Genomic DNA, 19,019 nt, shown 5'->3' on the forward strand with positions numbered 1-19,019 from the left:
CAGAGCACCGTATCGGTGTTGGATGCGTCCCTCGTCCGCGAGCGAGCATCGGCGACATGAGCGAAACGAAGATCGCGCTGGTGACCGGCGCGAACAAGGGGATCGGGTACGAGATCGCGTCGGGGCTCGGCGCCCTCGGCTACCGCGTGGGTGTGGGAGCCCGCGACGAGGCCCGGTGCGAGTCCGCCGTCGAGAAGCTGCGCGCGGGCGGGGTGGACGCGTTCGGCGTGTCCCTGGACGTGACCGGTGATCAGAGCGTGACCGCCGCGGCGGAACTGATCGAACGACAGGAAGGGCACTTGGACGTCCTGGTGAACAACGCCGGCATCTCCGGAGAGACGGGGCCGGGATGGGTGCAGGATCCGACCACGCTCGACCTCGCCCTGGTCCGCACGGTCGTGGAGACCAACGTCCTCGGTGTCATCCGGGTGACCAACGCGATGCTGCCGCTGCTGCGCCGCTCGCCGTCGCCCCGCATCGTCAACGTCTCCAGCTCCGTCGGCTCCCTGACCCGGCAGGCCGACCCGGACACCGAGATCGGCCCCGTCATGGCGGCCTACGCGCCCTCGAAGTCGTTCCTCAACGCCGTCACCGTGCAGTACGCCCGGCAGTTCGCCGGTACGGACATCCTGATCAACGCCGCCTGCCCGGGCCTGGTCGCGACCGACTTCAACGGCTTCTACGGATCCCGGACACCCCAGCAGGGCGCGGCCACGGCGATCCGGCTCGCCACACTGCCCGACGGCGGCCCGACCGGCTCGTTCTTCGAGGACGACGGCCCGATTCCCTGGTGACTCGGGGGCTCACGCCCCGCGCAGCGCCTCCGCGGCCGCCGCCACGACCGCCTCCGACACCGCAGCCAGCGCGGGCGAGTCCAGCTTCCACTGCTGCCAGTACAGGGGTACGTCGACCGACCGCTCGGGCGCCAGGTGGACGAGGCGGCCGGCCCGGAGAAGGGGTTCGGCCTGGACTTCGGGGACCAGGCCCCAGCCGAGTCCCGCGGCCACGGACTCGGCGAAGCCCTCCGAGGTCGGCATGTAGTGGCGTTCCGCGCTCGCCCCGCGCCGGTCGTGCCGCAGGCGGCGGACGAAGGCGTCCTGGAGGTCGTCGCTGCGGTCGAAGGCCACCGTCGGCGCGGTGGCGAGGGAGTCCCGCAGCGGTCCGGTGAGGTGCTCGCGCGCGAAGTCCGGGTTGGCCACCAGCACGTACCGCATCCTTCCCAGCGCCCGCACCGAACAGCCCGTGACCGGCTCGGGCGACGAGGTCACGGCCGCCATCACCAGGCCCTCCCGGAGCAGCGACGCCGTACGGGTCTCGTCCTCGCGGCGCAGCTCGAAGCAGAGCCGCGGCTCGTACCGGACGCGGGTGAGCGCCGGGAGGAGCCAGGTGGCCAGGGAGTCGGCGTTCACCGCGATCGACACCCGGGTCGGCTCCCCGGCGCCGCTCATGCCGAGTTCGGCCCGCGCGTCGCGCTCCAGGCGGGCCAGCTGCCGGGCGAACCGCACCACGACCTGGCCCGACTCGGTGGGCCGCACCGGTTTCGTCCGGATCAGCAGCACCCGGCCCGTGCGCTGCTCCAGCGCCTTCACCCGCTGGCTCACCGCCGACGGCGTCACATGCAGCGCCGCGGCCGCCGCGTCGAAGGTGCCCTCGTCGACCACCGCGAGCAGCGTCCGCACCTGGTCGAGGGGAAGCTCGGTCAGCTCTGACTTCACGAGCGCTAAGGATACATAAGAATCTTTAGCTGTACGTCAGGATGTCGCTTCCCTAGCGTCAAAGGCATGACCAACGCCCTGACCGCCGCGGCCGCCGGATTCGGCACCGGCCTCTCGCTGATCGTCGCCATCGGCGCCCAGAACGCCTTCGTCCTGCGCCAGGGGATCCGCCGCGACGCGGTCCTCGCCGTCGTCGGCATCTGCGCCCTGTCCGACGCCGTCCTGATCGCGCTCGGCGTCGGCGGGGTGGGCGCGGTGGTGGTGGCGTACCCGCAGGCGCTCACCGCGGTCGGCTGGATCGGCGGCGCCTTCCTGCTCGGCTACGGCGCCCTGGCCGCCCGCCGGGTGTTCCGGCCGGGCGACGCGGCCCTGCGCGCCGAGGGCGAGGCGGCCGGATCGCGCAGGCGGGCGGTGCTGACCTGTCTGGCGCTGACCTGGCTCAACCCGCACGTCTACCTCGACACCGTATTCCTGCTCGGCTCGATCGCCGCCCACCGCGGCCCGCTGCGCTGGACCTTCGGCCTCGGCGCGGCACTCGCCAGCCTGTGCTGGTTCGCCGCCCTGGGCTTCGGCGCCCGGGGGCTCGGCCGCTTCCTGGCCAGGCCGAGCGCCTGGCGGGTGCTGGACGGACTGGTGGCGGCGACGATGATCGTGCTCGGCGCGCTGCTCGTCGTAAGGGCGTGAAATCCTGATGAAGGTGAGCGGCTGGAGTCCACAAGCTGAGAATGCGCGTCCCGAACTCTCGGCCGCTGCTGGGATAGTGAACTCCGGACCCGAAAGATGTATCGAGCAACCAGGACGCGCGTGGACACCAGCGAGAGCAGCACCGAACCCCAGTCACCGGCCCCCGCCGCGGAGGAAGCCCCGCGCCGGGGCTGGCGCCGCTGGGCCATGGACACCCGTCCGCTGCGGATCCCGGCCTACCGCCGGCTGTGGTCCTCGACGATCGTCACGGCGGTCGGCAGCCAGCTCACCGCGGTCGCCGTACCGAAGCAGATCTACGACATCACCGGCTCCTCGGCCTGGGTCGGCGCCGCCAGTCTCGCGGGTCTGCTGCCGCTGATCGTGTTCGCGCTGTGGGGCGGCGCGGTCGCCGACAGCATGGACCGGCGCAAGCTGCTGCTGATCACCAACAGCGGGATCGCCGTCACCTCGCTGCTGTTCTGGCTGCAGGCCGTCACCGGGCTGGAGTCGGTGGCCGCGCTGATGGTGCTGCTCGCCGTGCAGCAGGCGTTCTGGGGGCTCAACGCCCCGGCCCGTAACGCCTCCATCGCGCGGCTGGTCCCCGAGGGGCAGCTGCCCGCCGCCAACGCCCTCGGCTCGACCGTCATGCAGACCGGCCAGGTCGTCGGCCCGCTGCTCGCCGGTGCGCTGATCCCCGTCATCGGACTGCCCGAGCTGTACCTGATCGACGCGCTCGCGCTGTGCGTCACCGTGTGGGCGGTCTACAAGCTGCCCTCGCTGCCGCCGCTCGCGGGCGCGGCGACCCGGCGGGCGGGCGTGCGGGAGATCGCGGAGGGCTTCCGCTACATCTCCATGCACAAGGTGCTGCTGCTCTCCTTCCTCGCCGACATCATCGCGATGGTCTTCGGCATGCCCCGCGCCCTGTTCCCGCAGCTCGCCGCCGAGACGTACGGCTCCTACGGCGAAGGGCTCGCGCTCGGCCTGCTGTTCGCGGCGATCCCCATCGGCGCCGTCCTCGGCGGACTGTTCTCCGGCACCTTCTCCCGGGCCCGGCGGCACGGTCCGATGGTGATCGGCGCGGTCGTCGCCTGGGGGCTGGCGATCACGGGGTTCGGGCTGAGCGGCAACCTGTGGATCGCGGCCGCCTTCCTGGCCCTGGCCGGGGTCGCCGACATGGTCTCGATGGTCTTCCGCGGCGCGATCCTGCTGTCCGCCGCCACCGACGAGATGCGCGGGCGGATGCAGGGCGTCTTCACGGTCGTCGTCGCCGGCGGCCCGCGCCTGGCCGACGTCCTGCACGGCACCGCGGGTTCCGCCTTCGGCCCCCGCGCGGCCGTCGCCGGCGGCGGACTCCTGGTCGTCACCGTGATGCTGGGCCTCGCCCTCGCGATGCCCGCCCTGCGCCGCTACCGCGTCTGATCCGCTACAGGGCGCCGCGCCGGTGCGTCGCGTACTGCTCCATGAGCTTGCCCCGCGTCGTCTCCAGCCGGTGCGCGAGGATTTCGGCGACGCTGCGCACCAGCACCACCCCCAGCTGCGGGTCCTCCTCGCACAGCCGCAGCACCTGCGCCGCCTCGAACTCGTAGGCGCGCACGGGGCTGAAGGCCTCCGCTCCGAAGTCCCACTCGTGCGGCGGGAACAGCCAGGACCAGCCGAGCAGATCGCCCGCGCCGAGGGTCGCCACGGTCACCCGCTGGAGCGAGTTGACCCGTTGGTCGAGGGAGACCGCCCCCGAGCGGACGACCCAGAAGCGGTCGGCCTTGCCGCCCGCCTCGAAGATCCGGGTGTCCTCCGGGAAGGAGACCTCCCGCGCGAGCGCCATCAGGCTCTGGCGCTGGGGTGGGGGCAGGGCGGTCAGCAGCTTGATCGCTTTGGTCATGACGCGGGGCTCCTCGCCGGCCGGGGTTCCGGTGTTTCCCTACGCCCATTTCATCCGCTGCGGGCGCCGTGAGCACCTCGGCGGACGGCAGTTCTGCGAAGAATCCCCAGGACGTGAAAAAGCCCTGGCTGGACGGGGGAGGCCAGCCAGGGCCGTAAGCGGTGGTGTCGGAGGACCGATATGGTCCACTCCGTCACCACGTATGCATGAACGGTAAACCATCAAAGGGGGATTCGCGTAGCCCGAAGCGGGTCACGTGACCGGTTTCACTCGGTGGTGCCCGTACGCGCCGTCCGCCTGCCCGGGGTCAGCACCTCGTCCAGCACCCTGACCACGACCTCGTAGGCCAGCGTTCGTACAGCGGCGGCCTGCGCCGGGTCGGGGGAGCCGGCCCCGAACTCGTCGCTCCGCGACTGCCAGGTCAGCTGCTCCTGCTGTGCGCAGGCCCGGGCACGCTGGAGGCGACGCAGCAGCTCGTCTGAGTCCACGACATCCGTCATGAGGTCCGGGTACCCGCAATGCGCCGCAAGATGACTGGTCTCCGGCCGCTCGTCGGGAGGTTTGTCCGGGCCTGCCCAGGTGAGCCGTAGAAGAGGGGCCCCAGTTCTCACGCTGCCTACAGGGAGCCAGGCGATGTGCAACGAGCACAGGACCGAAACGACCGTCGAGCCGGGTTCCCGGGGCTACGGGACGACGCGGCTGTGCAGGCCCGCCGAGGCGCGCAGGGCCGTGGAGCGGGTGGTGGCCGAACGCTGCCGCGCCGCCCGCACGCCGTGCGACCCGGCAGCCCTGGGCGACGCACTGCTCGTCGTCTCGGAACTCACCACCAACGCGATCCTGCACGGCGGCGGCGTCACCGACTTCCGCGTCGACGTCACCGGACCGTGCCTGCGGGTCTCGGTCAGCGACCGCAGCGACGAGATGCCGGTGACGGGCGCGCAGCCGGAGGCCCGCGACCGGCACCGCACCGGCGGCCGCGGCTGGCCCATCGTCTGCCGTCTCGCCCGTGACGTGCGGGTTTCCGAGCTGCCCAGCGGCGGAAAGTGCATCACCGCCGAGGTGGCCCTGTCCTGAACTTCTCTTCGTGAAATTATTTTCCTGGATCGCCGTTTGTTCCGGCGAGGCCAGGGCAGATGGAGATTCGTGCTTCGGACCGGAGGCGCCCCCAGCGGGAGCGGTATGACCGCCCTGGGCCCCTTTCTACCGGTCCGGGCGGCTGCCATCCCGCGGTGAGTCCCTGAAACCCACATCAGGAGCGATTCCGCATGCTCATCGACATGTCGACCAGCCGTCCCGGCACACGTAACCGGCCCACCGCCCAGCGCAAGCGCCGCCACGACGACGCCCCCGACACGGCGGACCTCTTCGCCCGTCTCGCGCACCTTCCGGACGGCCCCGAGCGGGACGTCATCCGCGAGGAACTCGTCACCGCCTGGCTGCCCATGGCCCACCGGATCGCCGGCCGCTTCCGCGACCGCGGCGAGTCCGTCGAGGACCTGCGCCAGGTCGCGGCCCTCGGCCTCGTCAAGGCGGTCGACCGCTTCGACCCGGAGCGGGGCGCCTTCGAGAGCTACGCCGTGCCCACCGTCACCGGCGAGGTCAAGCGGCACTTCCGGGACCGGATGTGGGCGCTGCGGGTGCCCCGCCGGGTCCAAGAGCTGCGCAACAAGGTCCGGGTGGCCCGCCGTGAGCTCACCCAGACCCCCGGCAGCCCCGAACCAACCGTCGCCGACCTCGCCGCCCACAGCGGCCTCACCGAGGACGAGGTGACCTGCGGCCTCGAGGCCCTGGAGAGCTTCAGCACGCTGTCGCTGGACGCCGAGCTCTCCGGCGACGAGGACGGATACAGCCTCTCGGACACCCTGGGCGAGCCCGACACCTCGTACGACGTCGTGATCGACCGCGAGTCCGCCAAGGAGTGCCTGCGCCGCCTGCCCGAGCGGGAGCGCGCCATTCTCTACATGCGTTTCTTCGAGGACATGACGCAGAGCCGGATCGCCGACCGGCTCGGCATCTCCCAGATGCACGTCTCCCGTCTCATCAGCCGCAGCTGCGCCCAGGTGCGCGCCGAGGCGCTCGGCCAGCGCGGCCGGTGCGACACCCGCCAGCGGCCGGCCGCGGCCTGAGACCCGAAGCCGACGAGGAGCGAGAACCATGCTGATTCCCCATCCCGCCGTCCTGCGCAAACTCGTCGAGGAGTACGAGTCCCTGCGCGCCGAGGAGGCCGAGACCGGCCGGGGCTGGGCGACCCCGCGGGCGCAGGACCTGGCCTACACCCTGTGCGTGTCGACCGGCACCCGTGACGTGAGACGGGCCCTGGAGGCGGCCCACCGTCTGCTCGCCGCCACCTCCGCCGACCGCGGTGAAGGAGTACCGAGCGCATGACGGCAGGTGGAACCGGAGCGGCCGACGAGAACCCGGGGCACGACGAAGTGGAGCGGCTGCGGGCCGAGGTGCGCGACCTGCGCGCCCGGGTCCGCACCCGCCCGCTGATCGCGCGGGCGCAGGGCATCCTGCAGGAGCGGTACGAACTGTCCGACGGAGACAGCGCGTTCGCGCTCATGCAACAGGCGTCCCAGCGGTTCAACGTCAAGCTGCGCATGCTCGCCGACGCGGTGATCACCGTCCCGCGCCCGGACCACGGCGAGCGGCTGTGGTTCCCGCGGCGCGTCCGCCACCCCGAACCCCCGTTGTCCTTCGTGCCCGGCCACGGCCGGGAGCCCCGCAACCGCGGGGCCGTGCTGAGCGCCGTACTGAGCCAGACCCTGGCCGTGGTCGGCACCGGCATGGGCAACGTCCAGCTGGCCGACCGGGTCAGAGGCGGTCTGACGCTGGAGAAGCACACCGGTCTGACCGAGGACTTCGTCGACTTCTTCGAGCACGTCAGCGGGGAGGGCACCGCCTGCGCGCAGGCCGCCCGCGACGTCGCCCAGGTCACCGTGCGGGACGTGGAGACCGATCCGGTGTTCACCGAACCGGCCCGCGCGGCCATCCTCGAGGCGGGCAGCCGGGCCTGTCACAGCGTGCCGCTGACCACCGCGTCCGGCCTGTGCGTCGGCATGGTCTCCGCCCACGCCGAACACACCCTGCGCGGACTGACCCGGGCCCAGCTCAAGGTGCTGGACGTGGTGGGCGCCGAGGCGGGCCGGTGGCTCGCCTGGCACGACCGCACGGTGGTCCTGAACGCCCTGGAGTACCTGCACGCTCTCGGCAGTGCCCGGCGTGGCACCCGGATGCGCAGGGCGTGACCGGGGCGGGGTCTGAGGAGCGCGAGGCGGGGAACACGGACCTGATGAACGAATCCGAGTTTCCACCCGAGCACCGGCCCGTCGACCTCTACCTCGGCCTCCTGCGCAACCGGATGGACACGGAGGAGTACCGGCAGCTCCTCGACGTCGTCGAGCCGGTCCTGCGCGCGCTGGAGGAGCAACGCCTGTCCTCGCTCGACTTCGCGCTCGACAGCGGGGAGGCGGACGAGCTGTTGCAGGAGCTGCGCGACGAGGCCGCCCTGGTCATCGCCGCCGCGGTCACCGGACGGCTGGACAACGAGGTCATCGAGATCCAGGTGGAGGACACGGGCCCGGTCAGGGTGATCACCGACGCGGACACCGCCGCCGACCCGGAACGGCTGGGCGAGATCGCCGACTACATCCGCGAACGGCACCGGCAGAACGAGGAGCTGCGCGGTATCGCCGAGGTCAGCGACCTCCCCACCGACTTCTGAGGTCCTCAGCGCTTCGGCGCACGCACGGGCACCTTCAGCGGCCGGGCCAGGCCGACCACCGCCTCGTCGAGGCGCTGCAGATGCCGCAGCACCCGGTCGGTGATGCGGCCGTAGCGGGAGGTGCCGGGGACGTCGACCTCCAGGAGCGCGGCGAGGCTCGCGCCCGCCTCGACCTCGACGGCCGCCCGCCCGTCCGCGACGCGTGCCGCGATCGCCCCGATGTTGTGCAGGATGCGCCGCCCGGCCCGCCGCAGCCGCGGATCCGCCGCGATCGACGGATGCGTGGGCAGCAGTTCGGCCATCGCGGCCAGCGAGCGCGCGTGATAGGCGCACGTCTCCAGGAGCGCCACGACATAGCGGGCGGTGTTGCGCCGGCCCCGCAGCGGGGTGATCGGGTGGGTCAGCGGCTGGGTGGCGGCCCGCAGGTCGGCCAGCGCCTGGTCCAACTCGCGCGAGGCGTCGAGCAGTTCGACCGGCGGCCCGCCGCTGAGCTGGTCGACGGCGGCCTCGGTGACGTCGCCGAGCCGGTCGAGGACGGTCACCAGGAGATCGTTGGTACGACGGTCCGTGTGCACCGGCAGCACGAAGGCCGCCGCGATGATCCCGCAAGCCGCGCCCAGCGCCGTCTCCTCCACCCGCAGCACCAGCACGGACAGGCTGTAGGTGTGCAGCAGCGTGTACAGCACACCCAGCGCGGCCGTCACGAAGAACGACATCAGCGTGTACGACAGCGGCGCGGTGTAGAACATCGCGAACACGCACAGCAGCACCAGCGCGAACGCCGGCCAGGTGTGATGGCCGACCAGGCCCGCGAGCAGCAGACCGGCGACGACGCCGAGGACGGTGCCGAGCAGCCGTCGGTAGCCCTTGACCAGGATCTCGCCCGTCGACGCGGTGTTGATGAACACGATCCAGCAGGTCAGCACCGCCCAGTACCAGCGCTGGCTGGACAGGAACTCGCCGCCGACGATGGCCAGCGACGACCCCACCGCGACCTGCAGGGCCGCCCGCGTGGTGGGCCGGTCCAGCCCGGTCGGCGCCTCCTCCGCGGCCTCCTCGCCGGCGTCGATCGCGGCGTCCTCGGCGTCCAGCTCCTCCCGCGAGCGCGCCGTGGACGGGGTGTCGTCCGACTCGTCCTGCGGGCCGTCCAGCGCGATGCGCAGGCCGAGGACCGAGCGGGCGGACTCGCCGATGCCACGGAAGACGTCCTGGACGGCGGGGGAGGCCTTGGGCAGGCTCTCCTCGTCCCGGTAGCCCAGCAGCCGGTTGCGCACCTGGGCCAGCCCGGTGCCCGCGCTCCCGGACACGGGCCGCAGCACGAGCAGTCGTAGCGCCTCCAGGTCCCGGCGCAACGCGGCCGTCGCCTCGTCACCGTCGGGCAGCCGGCCTCCCTCCGGCACGGGCGCGCCCGGCAGATGCAGGGTCAGGGTGTCGGCGCGCTCGGCGCTGCGCGCGGTGAGCAGCAGCAGCCCGAGGCGCTCGGCGGTGATCTCGGCGTCCGCCACACGCCGCTGCACCAGCCGGGCCACGGCCGCGTCGGTGGTGCCGTCCTCCAGGCGGCCCTGGATCATCATCGCCGTCTCGTGCAGCCGGGCGGTGCCCTCGCGCAGGGCCGCCAGCGCCTTCTCGCTGTCGTCCGCGCCCGCGTCGAGGAGTTCGAGCTGCGCGGACACCAGCTGGGCCAGCCGCGCCCGGAAGGCGTCCCGCAGCCGCTCCAGGATCCCCGCGGGCGTCTCCGGCACCAGCACGAAGCGGGCCAGGGCACTGGACGCGAAGGCCACCGCGACGACCCCGCACAGCCCCGGCAGGGCCGACACGGTGGCGCCGACGAACAGGGAGACGAAGTAGATCTGGAAGCCGATCAGCCCGAGCGCGGTGCCCCGGTCCCCGAACCGCCGGACGTAGACGGCGCAGAAGATGAGCGCGACGAAGAACAGGTCGCCGGCCACGACACGGGAGTGCAGCACCGCGCCCAGCGACACCGAGGCCAGCGCCACCGGGAGGCCGAGCGCGAGAGTGATGGCCTGGGCGCCGCGCTGCTTCTCCCGGATGGCGAAGGTGGCCACCATCGCCGTGATGGCCCCGGCCACCAGATGGGAGACGTCCGCCCGCAGCAGGGCGAGCACGGCCAGCGTGAGGGTGATGGCGGCCACCGTGCGCAGGCCCGCGGCCAGGCGCAGCAGCCCGGGGTCGGAGGCCATGACACGATCCCGCAGCCGCGCCCGGACCGACCCACCCGCTGTCCTCACGCCGCCGTACTCGCTCCCGTTGTCACGTCATGATCCGTATCTCAGCATGACACGACGCGGGCGGGCGGCCCGCACCCGTCTCATTCCTTCCGGTCGGCGCCCTCGACGTGCGCCTGTACCTGTTCGGGCGTCAGGTAGGCGTCGGTGAACTCGAAGTCCTTGAGCCGGGCCGCTTTGCGGGCCTGGAAGCCGGTGCGCACGAAGTCGTCGCCGGCCAGGGCGTTGAGCGTCCAGTTCGTCGCGACCCGGACCTTGGCCACGTTCGTGCGCAGCGCCGCCCAGTGGTAGCCGCGGGCCGCGAACTGGGCGGGAATGCCCCGCAGTTCGATGCCGAGCGGCTTGGACACTGCGTCCGTCCCGCCGAGGTCGACGACCAGGCCGAGGTCCTTGTGCTCGTACGGCGTGAGCGGCTTGCCGCGCAGGGTCGCGATCACGTTGTCGGCGACGTGCTTGCCCTGCCGCATCGCGTGCTGCGCGGTGGGCGGGCAGATGGCGTTCTCGTCGTCCTTGGCCTTGTCGGGCACCGCGGCGGAGTCACCGAGCGCGAAGACGCCGTCCTGGCCGGGCAGGGTCATCTCGGCGTTCACCGCGAGCCGGCCGCGGACCGTCTCCGCGCCGAGTGTGGCGATCAGCGGGCTCGCGACCACCCCGGCGGTCCAGATCAGGGTGCGGGTGGGCACCACCCGGCCGTCGGTGAAGGTGACCTCCTCGGGGCCCGCCTTCGCGATGGACACGCCCAGCGACACGTCGATGCCGCGCCGGGCCAGGATCTCCATCGCGCTGCGGCCGAGCTTGTCGCCCATCTCGGGCATCAGCTTCGGCGCGATGTCGATCAGATGCCACTTGATCAGCGCCGGGTCGATGCGCGGGTAGCGCTTGACGGCCGCGTGGGTGAGCTTCTGCAGACAGGCGGCGGTCTCGGTGCCGGCGTAGCCGCCGCCGACGACCACGAACTGCAGCCGGGAGGCGCGCTCGGCCGGGTCGTCGCTCGCGTCGGCAAGGTCGAGCTGCGAGATGACGTGGTCGCGGATGTAGGCGGCCTCGGCGAGGGTCTTCATGCCGAAGGCGTGCTCGGTCAGCCCCGGGATGTCGAAGGTGCGGGTGACGCTGCCGGGGGCGAGCACGATGTAGTCGTACGGCTCGTTGACGGTCTTGTCGGTGATGGTGCGGATGACGCAGACCTTGGACTTCAGGTCGACGCCGATCGCGCCGCCCGGGATGATCCGCGTGCGGTACTTCTTGCTGCGCCGCAGGGACACGGCGATCGACTGCGGCGTCAGCACGCCGGAGGCGACCTGGGGCAGCAGCGGCAGATAGAGCTGATAGGCGAACGGCGTCACCAGGGTGACGTCCGCTTCGTCGGGCGCGAGTTTCCGCTCCAGCCGGCGCACGCACTCCACACCGGCGAAGCCCGCGCCAACCACCAGGATCCTGGGTCGTGTCACGTCGTTCATCCCTTTCTGCGGCTCCAGGCGGTCTGCATCCAACGCCTTTCGCATGCCCTGGATCGCTGCACGCACCACATCGATCCCACCCTGCCTTGAGCCGTTCCGCCAGCTGGACGGGGCAGGCAGACGAACGCGTCGAGGACAACCTTGCCGGTCGTCGGCGATCAGCGAAAGACGTTGTCCGCCTCGTCCCAGCTCGAGAGCTCGTCCATCGCGCTCTGCCGCGGGTGCCGGGTGCGGGCCTGGTACATCGCGTCGATCTCGAAGGCGTAGTGCTTCACGATCGCGTCCCGGCGCAGCTTCATGGACGGCGTCATGAGCCCGTTGGCCGTGTCGAACTGGTCCGGCAGCACCCGGAACACCCGGATCGACTCCGAGCGCGACACCGCGCTGTTGGCCGCGGCCACGGCCCGCCCGATCTCCTCCCGCAGCGCGTTCTCCTCACGGGCCGCGTGGCTCGGCGTGTCGCTCTGCAGGGACAGCGAACCGCGCCAGTACGCGACGAACTTGGGGTCCAGGGTGATCAGCGCCCCCACGCAGGGGCGGTTGTCGCCGACGACGACCGCCTGGTGGATCAGGGGATGCATCCTGAGCCGCTGCTCCAGGGCGGCGGGCGCGACGTTCTTGCCGCTGCTGGTGACGATGATGTCCTTCTTGCGGCCGGTGATCGTCAGATAGCCCTCGGAGTCCAGCCGTCCCAGATCCCCCGTGGCCAGCCAGCCGCCGCGCAGGACGGACCGCGTCGCCGCCTCGGCGTTGATGTAGCCGTGGAACACCGACGGCCCGCGGACCAGGATCTCGCCGTCGTCGGCCACGATGATCTCGTTGCCCGGCAGCGCCTGCCCGACGGTGCCCGACATCTCCCGGCCGAGCGGCTGCGCGGTGACACCACCGGCCGCCTCGGTGAGGCCGTATCCGTCGTTGACGTAGATCCCGATGCCCTCGTAGAACAGGGAGAGTTCGCGGCTGAGGGACGAGCCGCCGGACGTCGCGCGGACCACCCTGCCGCCGAGCGCGGCGCGCAGCTTGCGGTACACCGTCCGCTCGAACAGGGCGTGTTGCAGCCGCAGATCGAAACCGGGGCCCGAACCGCCGCCCAGCCGCTGCCGCTCCAGCGCCGCCGCGAAGTCCCGTGCCGTGTCCGCGGCCCGCTCGAACAGCGCCCCGCGGCCCGACTCCTGGGCGGTGCGCAGGAAGTTCTTGTAGATCTTCTCCAGGAGCGAGGGAACCGCGCACAGATAGGTGGGGCGGAAGGACCGCAGGGACGCCGACAGCGCCTCCTCGCTCATGTCGGGCTCGTGCGCCATCTGCATGCCGCCGCGGACGCACAGCGTCTGCACCAGAAGGCCGTAGACATGGGAGAAGGGCAGGAAGGCGAGTACGGTCGCCTGCCGCTCTCCCGGCGGGATCACGGTGTGGCCCCAGCCGTGCAGCAGTACGTCGCAGGCGCTCGCGAGGTTGCGGTGGCTGAGCGCGCAGCCCAGCGCCCGGCCCGTGGTGCCCGAGGTGTAGCTGATGGCGGCCGTCGAGTCCGGCAGCACGATACGGCGCAGCGAGTCGACGGTGGCCAGCGGGATGAACGTGCCGCGCTGCACGAGGTCGTCCATGGCGCCCGCGTCCAGCTGCCAGACGTGCCGCAGCCGGGGCAGGTTGCCGCACACGGAGCCGACCGTCATCACCGCCTGCTCGTCCTCCACCACCACGGCCACGCAGGCGGCGTCCCTCAGGACCCATTCCACCTGGTCCCGGGAGGCGGTCGGGTAGATCGGCACGACCTCGGCGCCGACCGCCCACAGCGCGTGACTGAGCACCGTCCACTCGTACCGGGTGCGCGCCATGATCGCGACGCGGTGGCCGGGCGAGATCCCGGAGGCGATCAGCCCCTTGGCCAAGTCCACCACCTCGTCCCGCACTTCGACCGCGGTCACCTCCTCCCACGTGCCGGAGGCGGGGTCGGTGCGGCGCGCGAGGAGCGGCAGCGTGGGGTCGAGGGCCGCCATGTCGAAGAGGCTGTCGGCCAGCCCGCCGGTGAGAGGTGAAATGGTCGGGGGAGCGATGGCGAAGTCGCGCATGCGCTGCTCCTGAGCTGTACGGAGGGTGACCGCGCCGACGAGTTCCGTTGTCGACGGTGCTCGAATCTAGCCCAGGTGAGAGCGAATGGTGACCGGAACGTGCGAAGTGACGGACCTGTGATGATCTCGGGGGCGCCGGATCACTCCTGCGTCTGGCGCGCGCAGCCCGTGACGACCTCGCGCAGACTCCCGGTCCGCTCCAGCAGACCGCGCTGGACCTGGGCGCCGGTGCCGCCGTCCAGCAGCCGTGCGCATCCGGAGCGGGCGTGGTCCAGGTCGCCGCTGTCGGCGAGCGCGTCCCCGACGTGCTCCAGCAGTCCGCCGACCACGGTCTCGGCGGGCAGCCGGCGCATCGTCGCGGGATGGAGCAGTTCCTCGGTGAGCCCGGAGCGGGCGGCCCGCCAGGCGGCCAGCCGCAGCAGGCTCACGCTGTGGTCGGCCGGTGCCCGGCCCGCCCGCCAGTCCCGGGCCGCCGTCTCCACGAGTCCACGGGCCAGTACGGCGATGAGGACGGCCGTCGAGGCGTGCAGACAGACGTCGGCCACCCGGATCTCCACGGTCGGATAGGTGCGGGACAGCCGGGCGTCGAAGTAGATCATCCCCTCGTCGAGGATCACCCCGCTCGCCACCATGTCGGCGACCAGCCGGTGATAGCGCTCGGCCGACCCGAACACCTCGGTCGGCCCGGCCGACGGCCAGCGCGGCCACACCCGGCTGCGGTAGCTGGCGTACGCGGTGTCCCTGCCCTGCCAGAAGGGGGAGTTGGCGCTCAGTGCCGCGAGGACCGACAGCCAGGGCCGGATGCGGTCGAGGACGGCGACGCCCTCCTCGTCGGAGTCGACGGCGACATGGACGTGGCAGCCGCACACGAGCTGTTCGTGCGCGGGCAGCCCGTACTGCTCGGCCATCCACTGGTAGCGGCTGCCCTTGCCGACGGACGGGCTGACGGGCAGCGGCGAGCTGGCGAGCGCGGCGACCGTGCACCCGATCCCGCCGGCGTGCCGGGCGGCCTCCCGGCGGCAGCGGACGATCTCGGCGCCCAGGTCCGCCATCTCGGCCTGGGGATGCGTGGCGAACTCCAGCATCTGCCCGTACAGCTCTTTCTCGAACACCCCCTTTTCGGCGCCGTCGTGCGTCGCCCGCGCGAGCACCGCGGCGGACAGCGCCACCGGCTCACCGGTCTCCGGGTCCACCAGGAGGAGTTCCTCCTCCACTCCGACGGTCCGCACCTGAGGCCGCCCTTCTCCGACGTCGCCCTGCGATACGACGCCCGGGTACCCCGGTGATCGTCACTGGAACGGGGTCAGCCACACCGTCGCGAGCGGCGGCAGGGTGAGCGAGATCCTTCCCGACTCCGGCTTGAGGTCGTCCGGGTTGGTCACGTCGCCGCCGCCGTACCGCGCGGCATCGGTGTTGAGGACCTCCCGCCAGGCGGGCACGTCCTCGGGGACCCAGAGCCGGTAGTCGGCGCGTACGACCGGGGAGAAGTTGGAGACGGCGAGCAGCGGGCTGCCGTCGGCCGCGAACCTCAGGAAGGCCAGGACGTTGTCCTCGGCCGCGTCGCCCGCGACCCACCGGAACCCGGCCGGATCGATGTCCCGCTGCCACAGCGCCGGGGTGTCCCGGTACACGGTGTTGAGGTCGCGGACCAGGTCCCGCACCCCGCGATGGTCGGCTTCGGCGCTGTACCCGGCGTCCAGCAGCCACCAGTCGGGCCCGTGCGTCTCGGACCACTCGGCGCCCTGGGCGAACTCCTGGCCCATGAACAGCAGTTGCTTGCCCGGATGGGCCCACATGAAGCCCAGATACGCACGGTGGTCGGCGCGCTGCTGCCACCAGTCGCCGGGCATCTTCGAGACCAACGCCCGTTTCCCGTGGACGACTTCGTCGTGCGAGATGGGCAGCACGTAGTTCTCGCTGTAGGCGTACACCATCGAGAAGGTCATCTCGTTGTGGTGGTACTTGCGGTGCACCGGCTCGTGCGCCATGTACCCGAGCGAGTCGTGCATCCAGCCCATGTTCCACTTCAGGCCGAAGCCCAGGCCGCCGCCGTCGGTGGGCCGGGTCACCCCGTCCCAGGCGGTCGACTCCTCGGCGATCGTCACCACACCCGGCGCCCGCCGGTACACGGTCGCGTTCATCTCCTGCAGGAACGCCACCGCGTCCAGATCCTCACGACCGCCGTGCACATTCGGCGTCCACTGGCCCGAGTCGCGCGAGTAGTCCAGGTAGAGCATCGACGCGACCGCATCCACCCGCAGCCCGTCGATGTGGAACTCCTCGCACCAGTAGACGGCGTTCGCCACCAGGAAGTTGCGCACCTCGACCCGGCCGAAGTCGAACTCGTACGTCCCCCAGTCCGGATGCTCGGCACGTCGCGAGTCCCCGGGCTCGTACAGCGGATCCCCGTCGAAGCGAGCCAACGCCCAGTCGTCCTTGGGGAAATGGGCGGGCACCCAGTCCATGATCACGCCGATGCCGGCCCGGTGCAGGGCGTCGACGAGGAACCGCAGATCGTCCGGAGTGCCGAGCCGCGAGGTCGGCGCGTAGTACGAGGTCACCTGATAACCCCAGGACGGTCCGTACGGATGCTCGGCCACCGGCATCAGCTCGACGTGGGTGAAGCCCAGGTCCTGCACGTACGCGGGGAGCTCCTCGGCGAGCTGACGGTACGTCAATCCTGGCTTCCAGGACGGCAGATGGATCTCGTACACGGAGAACGGCGCCTCGTGCACGGGCGTGTCCCCGCGGTGCGCCATCCACTCCGCGTCGCCCCACTCGTGGTGCGCGGCCGTCACCACCGACGCCGTCGCCGGCGGCACCTCGGTACGGCGCGCCATCGGGTCGGCCTTCAGGAAGCGGCCGCCGTACCGGGAGGTGATCTCGAACTTGTAGCGCGCGCCCTCGCCGATACCGGGCACGAACAGCTCCCACACCCCCGAGGCGCCCAGCGAGCGCATGGGCAGGGCCGTCCCGTCCCAGCAGGTGAACTCCCCGGTGACGCGCACGCCTTGGGCGTTCGGCGCCCACACCGTGAACCGGGTTCCGGTCACGCCCTGGTGGGTCATCGGCTCCGCGCCGAGCGCCTTCCACAGCTGCTCGTGCCGGCCCTCACGCACGAGGTGCAGGTCCAGCTCACCGAGGGCGGGCAGGAAACGGTACGGGTCGGCGGCCTCGTGCTCACCGTCCGCGTACGTCACCAGCAGCGTGTACTCGGGGATCGCCGCCAGGGGCAGTACGCCCGAGAACAGCCCGTCGCCCTCCGAGGCCAGCCTGTGCCGCTCTCCGGCGACGACCACGCTCACCGCCCGGGCGTACGGCCGCAGCGCCCGGAAGGCGATGCCGTCCGCGACCGGGTGGGCGCCCAGCAGCGCGTGCGGATCGTGGTGCCGGCCGGCCAGCAGCCGTTCCCGGTCACCGGCCTCCAGGGGCGGGGCGGCCGCGCACAGCGCGGGGCCGGACGGCTCGGGGAGCGAGGTGTCGCGCAGGGCCATCGCTTCAGCCTCCTCTCACGGCGAGACGCTCGATCGCCGCCATGGGTACCGGAAGCCAGTCCGGACGGTGCCTGGCCTCGTACAACACCTCGTACACTGCCCGGTCCGTCTCGTAGGCACGCAGCAGACCGTGCTTCTTCCGCGGGTCCCAGCCGGCCCGCTCGGCATAGCCCGCGCAGTAGGCCTCGCGGCAGCGCCGCGCCCACTCCGGACGCCAGGGGCGTCGCTGCCGGGCCGCGTAGTCGAAGGAACGCAGCATGCCCGCGATGTCCCGCACCGGGGAGTGGGTGCTGCGCCGTTCGGCGAGGGGCCGTGACGGCTCGCCCTCGAAGTCGATGACGAACCAGTCCCGGCCGGCCCGCAGCACCTGACCCAGATGCAGATCGCCGTGGATGCGCTGGGCGGGCGGGCCGGGATCGCACGCGACGAGCGCACCGAACGCGGTACGCAGCCCGGGGACGTACGGGCGCAGGGCGGGCACGGTCTCGGCGGCGGCGTCCAGGCGCTCGGTCATCGCGGACGCCGTACGCACGCCCTCCTCGTGCGCGCCGGTGGGGAAGGAGGCGGCCAGCGCGAGATGCACCTCAGCCGTGGCCCGCCCCAACTCCCGCGCTTGCAGGGTGAAGTCGTCGCCCGCGGCCAGCGCCCGCAGGGCCAGCGTCCAGCCGTCGGAGGCGTCCCGCAGAAACGGCTGGAGCACCCCCAGCGTCGCCTCCTGCGGATACGTCGTCCGGAACCACGCCACCGGCGCGGGCACCCGCGCGCAGCCCTGCCCGGTCAGTGCGCCCGGCACCTCCAGGTCGGGGTTGACGCCGGACTGGACGCGCCGGAACACCTTGAGGATGAACTCGTCGCCGTACACCAGCGAGGAGTTCGACTGCTCGGCCTCCAGCACCCGCGGCACCAGCCCGGAGGGCACGCGCACGGACGGATCGGCCTCGAAACGCAGCGGACCGGCGCCACCCGGGTTGCGCAGCCGCTCCAGCAGCAACTGCGCCGACCGGGGCTCCTGCAGGGCGTCGAACACCGTCATCCCGGCCAGCGGCCCCGTCTCCGCCCTGCCGATCAGCGCCCGGCCGTGCCGCGGCGACAGATGCGGCCGTACACCGAGCAGCAACTGGTAGCAGTCGTCGCCCGCGCGCACCAGCAGATGCAGACAGCCCGGGAACAGCTCCGTCAGCGACAGCAGCCCGAGCTCGGTGACGGGCCGGTCCTTGCCCGCGAACCAGCGCTGCCTCGGCAGCCACTCCCGCAGCAGCCCCGAGAGCGAGGCCATGGGGTCGGTGACGACCGCGGGTCTGGGGCGGACGAACGCGGTGTTCGTCATGGTGACGCGTCCTTTCCTCGGCGCGGGCTCAGAGTCGTCGGCCGATGCGGGATGCGACTCGGGTGAGCCGGAACCAGTAGAAGCCGTGACCGGCGAGGGTCAGCAGATACGGCAGCTCACCGATCGCCGGGAAGCGCACCCCGCCGATCAGCTCGACGGGATGCCGGCCGTCGTACTCGCGCAGATCGAGCTCGGTGGGCTGCGCGAACCGCGAGAAGTTGTTGACGCACAGCACCAGGTCGTCGCCGTACTCGCGCAGGAAGGCCAGTACCGCCGGGTTGGACGACTGGAGTTCCGTGTAGGAGCCGAGTCCGAAAGCGGCGTTCTGCTTGCGGATCTCGATCATGCGGCGGGTCCAGTGCAGCAGCGAGGAGGGCGACGCCATCGACGCCTCGACGTTGGTGACCTGGTACCCGTATACGGGGTC

Annotated in this window: 18 protein-coding genes; 8 read left to right on the forward strand and 10 right to left on the reverse strand. The window is 71.9% G+C overall.

The features are described 5' to 3' along the window. Positions 1–56 precede the first annotated feature (56 nt). Positions 57–794, forward strand: a complete 738-nt coding sequence (locus ABZ848_RS41485) for an SDR family oxidoreductase (RefSeq protein ID WP_360840475.1) — start codon at positions 57–59, stop codon at positions 792–794. Between the two features lie 9 nt (positions 795–803). On the opposite strand, the gene ABZ848_RS41490 is transcribed toward ABZ848_RS41485, so the two are convergent. Then, a complete protein-coding gene (locus ABZ848_RS41490; protein ID WP_360840476.1) occupies positions 804–1,715 on the reverse strand; it encodes a LysR family transcriptional regulator ArgP in 912 nt (303 codons plus the stop codon). 66 nt (positions 1,716–1,781) lie between these two features. Here ABZ848_RS41490 and ABZ848_RS41495 point away from each other — a divergent pair, with 66 nt between their 5' ends. Both ABZ848_RS41495 and ABZ848_RS41500 read left to right on the forward strand, forming a co-directional pair. Beyond that, complete coding sequence (locus ABZ848_RS41495; protein WP_360840478.1) at positions 1,782–2,399, forward strand: LysE/ArgO family amino acid transporter; 618 nt, start codon at positions 1,782–1,784, stop codon at positions 2,397–2,399. A gap of 120 nt (positions 2,400–2,519) precedes the next feature. Beyond that, positions 2,520–3,818, forward strand: coding sequence for an MFS transporter (locus ABZ848_RS41500; protein WP_360840480.1), 1,299 nt, complete (start codon positions 2,520–2,522; stop codon positions 3,816–3,818). Positions 3,819–3,822: 4 nt separating this feature from the next. Here ABZ848_RS41500 and ABZ848_RS41505 read toward each other — a convergent pair whose 3' ends face one another. Both ABZ848_RS41505 and ABZ848_RS41510 read right to left on the reverse strand, forming a co-directional pair. After that, positions 3,823–4,278, reverse strand: coding sequence for a cyclic nucleotide-binding domain-containing protein (locus ABZ848_RS41505; protein WP_360840482.1), 456 nt, complete (start codon positions 4,276–4,278; stop codon positions 3,823–3,825). 266 nt (positions 4,279–4,544) lie between these two features. Next, complete coding sequence (locus ABZ848_RS41510) at positions 4,545–4,778, reverse strand: hypothetical protein (RefSeq protein ID WP_360840484.1); 234 nt, start codon at positions 4,776–4,778, stop codon at positions 4,545–4,547. A 133-nt stretch (positions 4,779–4,911) separates the two neighbouring features. Here ABZ848_RS41510 and ABZ848_RS41515 point away from each other — a divergent pair, with 133 nt between their 5' ends. From ABZ848_RS41515 to ABZ848_RS41535, 5 genes are all read left to right on the forward strand, one after another. After that, the gene (locus ABZ848_RS41515) at positions 4,912–5,352 is read left to right on the forward strand and encodes an ATP-binding protein (protein WP_360840486.1); all 441 of its coding nucleotides are present in this window, start codon (positions 4,912–4,914) and stop codon (positions 5,350–5,352) included. A 191-nt stretch (positions 5,353–5,543) separates the two neighbouring features. Further along, complete coding sequence (locus ABZ848_RS41520; protein WP_360840487.1) at positions 5,544–6,404, forward strand: SigB/SigF/SigG family RNA polymerase sigma factor; 861 nt, start codon at positions 5,544–5,546, stop codon at positions 6,402–6,404. Between the two features lie 28 nt (positions 6,405–6,432). Next, positions 6,433–6,663 (forward strand): DUF5133 domain-containing protein, encoded by a 231-nt coding sequence (locus ABZ848_RS41525; protein WP_360840488.1) that lies wholly within the window; start codon positions 6,433–6,435, stop codon positions 6,661–6,663. After that, the gene (locus ABZ848_RS41530) at positions 6,660–7,526 is read left to right on the forward strand and encodes an ANTAR domain-containing protein (RefSeq protein WP_360840489.1); all 867 of its coding nucleotides are present in this window, start codon (positions 6,660–6,662) and stop codon (positions 7,524–7,526) included. Before ABZ848_RS41525 ends, ABZ848_RS41530 begins: the two co-directional genes overlap by 4 nt. Before the next feature lie 44 nt (positions 7,527–7,570). Further along, entirely contained in the window at positions 7,571–8,002 is a 432-nt protein-coding gene (locus tag ABZ848_RS41535; protein WP_360840490.1) for a hypothetical protein, read from the forward strand. Between the two features lie 5 nt (positions 8,003–8,007). On the opposite strand, the gene ABZ848_RS41540 is transcribed toward ABZ848_RS41535, so the two are convergent. The 7 genes from ABZ848_RS41540 to ABZ848_RS41570 all read right to left on the reverse strand — a co-directional run. Beyond that, a complete protein-coding gene (locus ABZ848_RS41540; protein WP_360840491.1) occupies positions 8,008–10,203 on the reverse strand; it encodes an FUSC family protein in 2,196 nt (731 codons plus the stop codon). 128 nt (positions 10,204–10,331) lie between these two features. Then, positions 10,332–11,705, reverse strand: a complete 1,374-nt coding sequence (locus ABZ848_RS41545) for an NAD(P)/FAD-dependent oxidoreductase (protein ID WP_360840493.1) — start codon at positions 11,703–11,705, stop codon at positions 10,332–10,334. A gap of 158 nt (positions 11,706–11,863) precedes the next feature. Beyond that, positions 11,864–13,771, reverse strand: coding sequence for an AMP-dependent synthetase/ligase (locus tag ABZ848_RS41550; RefSeq protein ID WP_360840495.1), 1,908 nt, complete (start codon positions 13,769–13,771; stop codon positions 11,864–11,866). A 140-nt stretch (positions 13,772–13,911) separates the two neighbouring features. After that, positions 13,912–15,000 carry a glutamate--cysteine ligase gene (locus ABZ848_RS41555; protein WP_360840497.1) on the reverse strand — a complete coding sequence of 363 codons (1,089 nt, stop codon included), beginning with the start codon at positions 14,998–15,000 and terminating at the stop codon, positions 13,912–13,914. Positions 15,001–15,060: 60 nt separating this feature from the next. Next, a complete protein-coding gene (gene glgB, locus ABZ848_RS41560; protein ID WP_360840499.1) occupies positions 15,061–17,265 on the reverse strand; it encodes a 1,4-alpha-glucan branching enzyme in 2,205 nt (734 codons plus the stop codon). Positions 17,266–17,269: 4 nt separating this feature from the next. Then, positions 17,270–18,592 (reverse strand): maltokinase, encoded by a 1,323-nt coding sequence (locus ABZ848_RS41565; RefSeq protein ID WP_360840500.1) that lies wholly within the window; start codon positions 18,590–18,592, stop codon positions 17,270–17,272. A gap of 28 nt (positions 18,593–18,620) precedes the next feature. Then, positions 18,621–19,019: alpha-glucosidase C-terminal domain-containing protein (locus ABZ848_RS41570; protein WP_360840502.1), on the reverse strand; the 399-nt coding region annotated here is incomplete at its 5' end.

Source organism: Streptomyces sp. NPDC047081, assembly GCF_040643775.1.
In the GTDB taxonomy this organism is placed as follows: Bacteria; Actinomycetota; Actinomycetes; order Streptomycetales; family Streptomycetaceae; genus Streptomyces.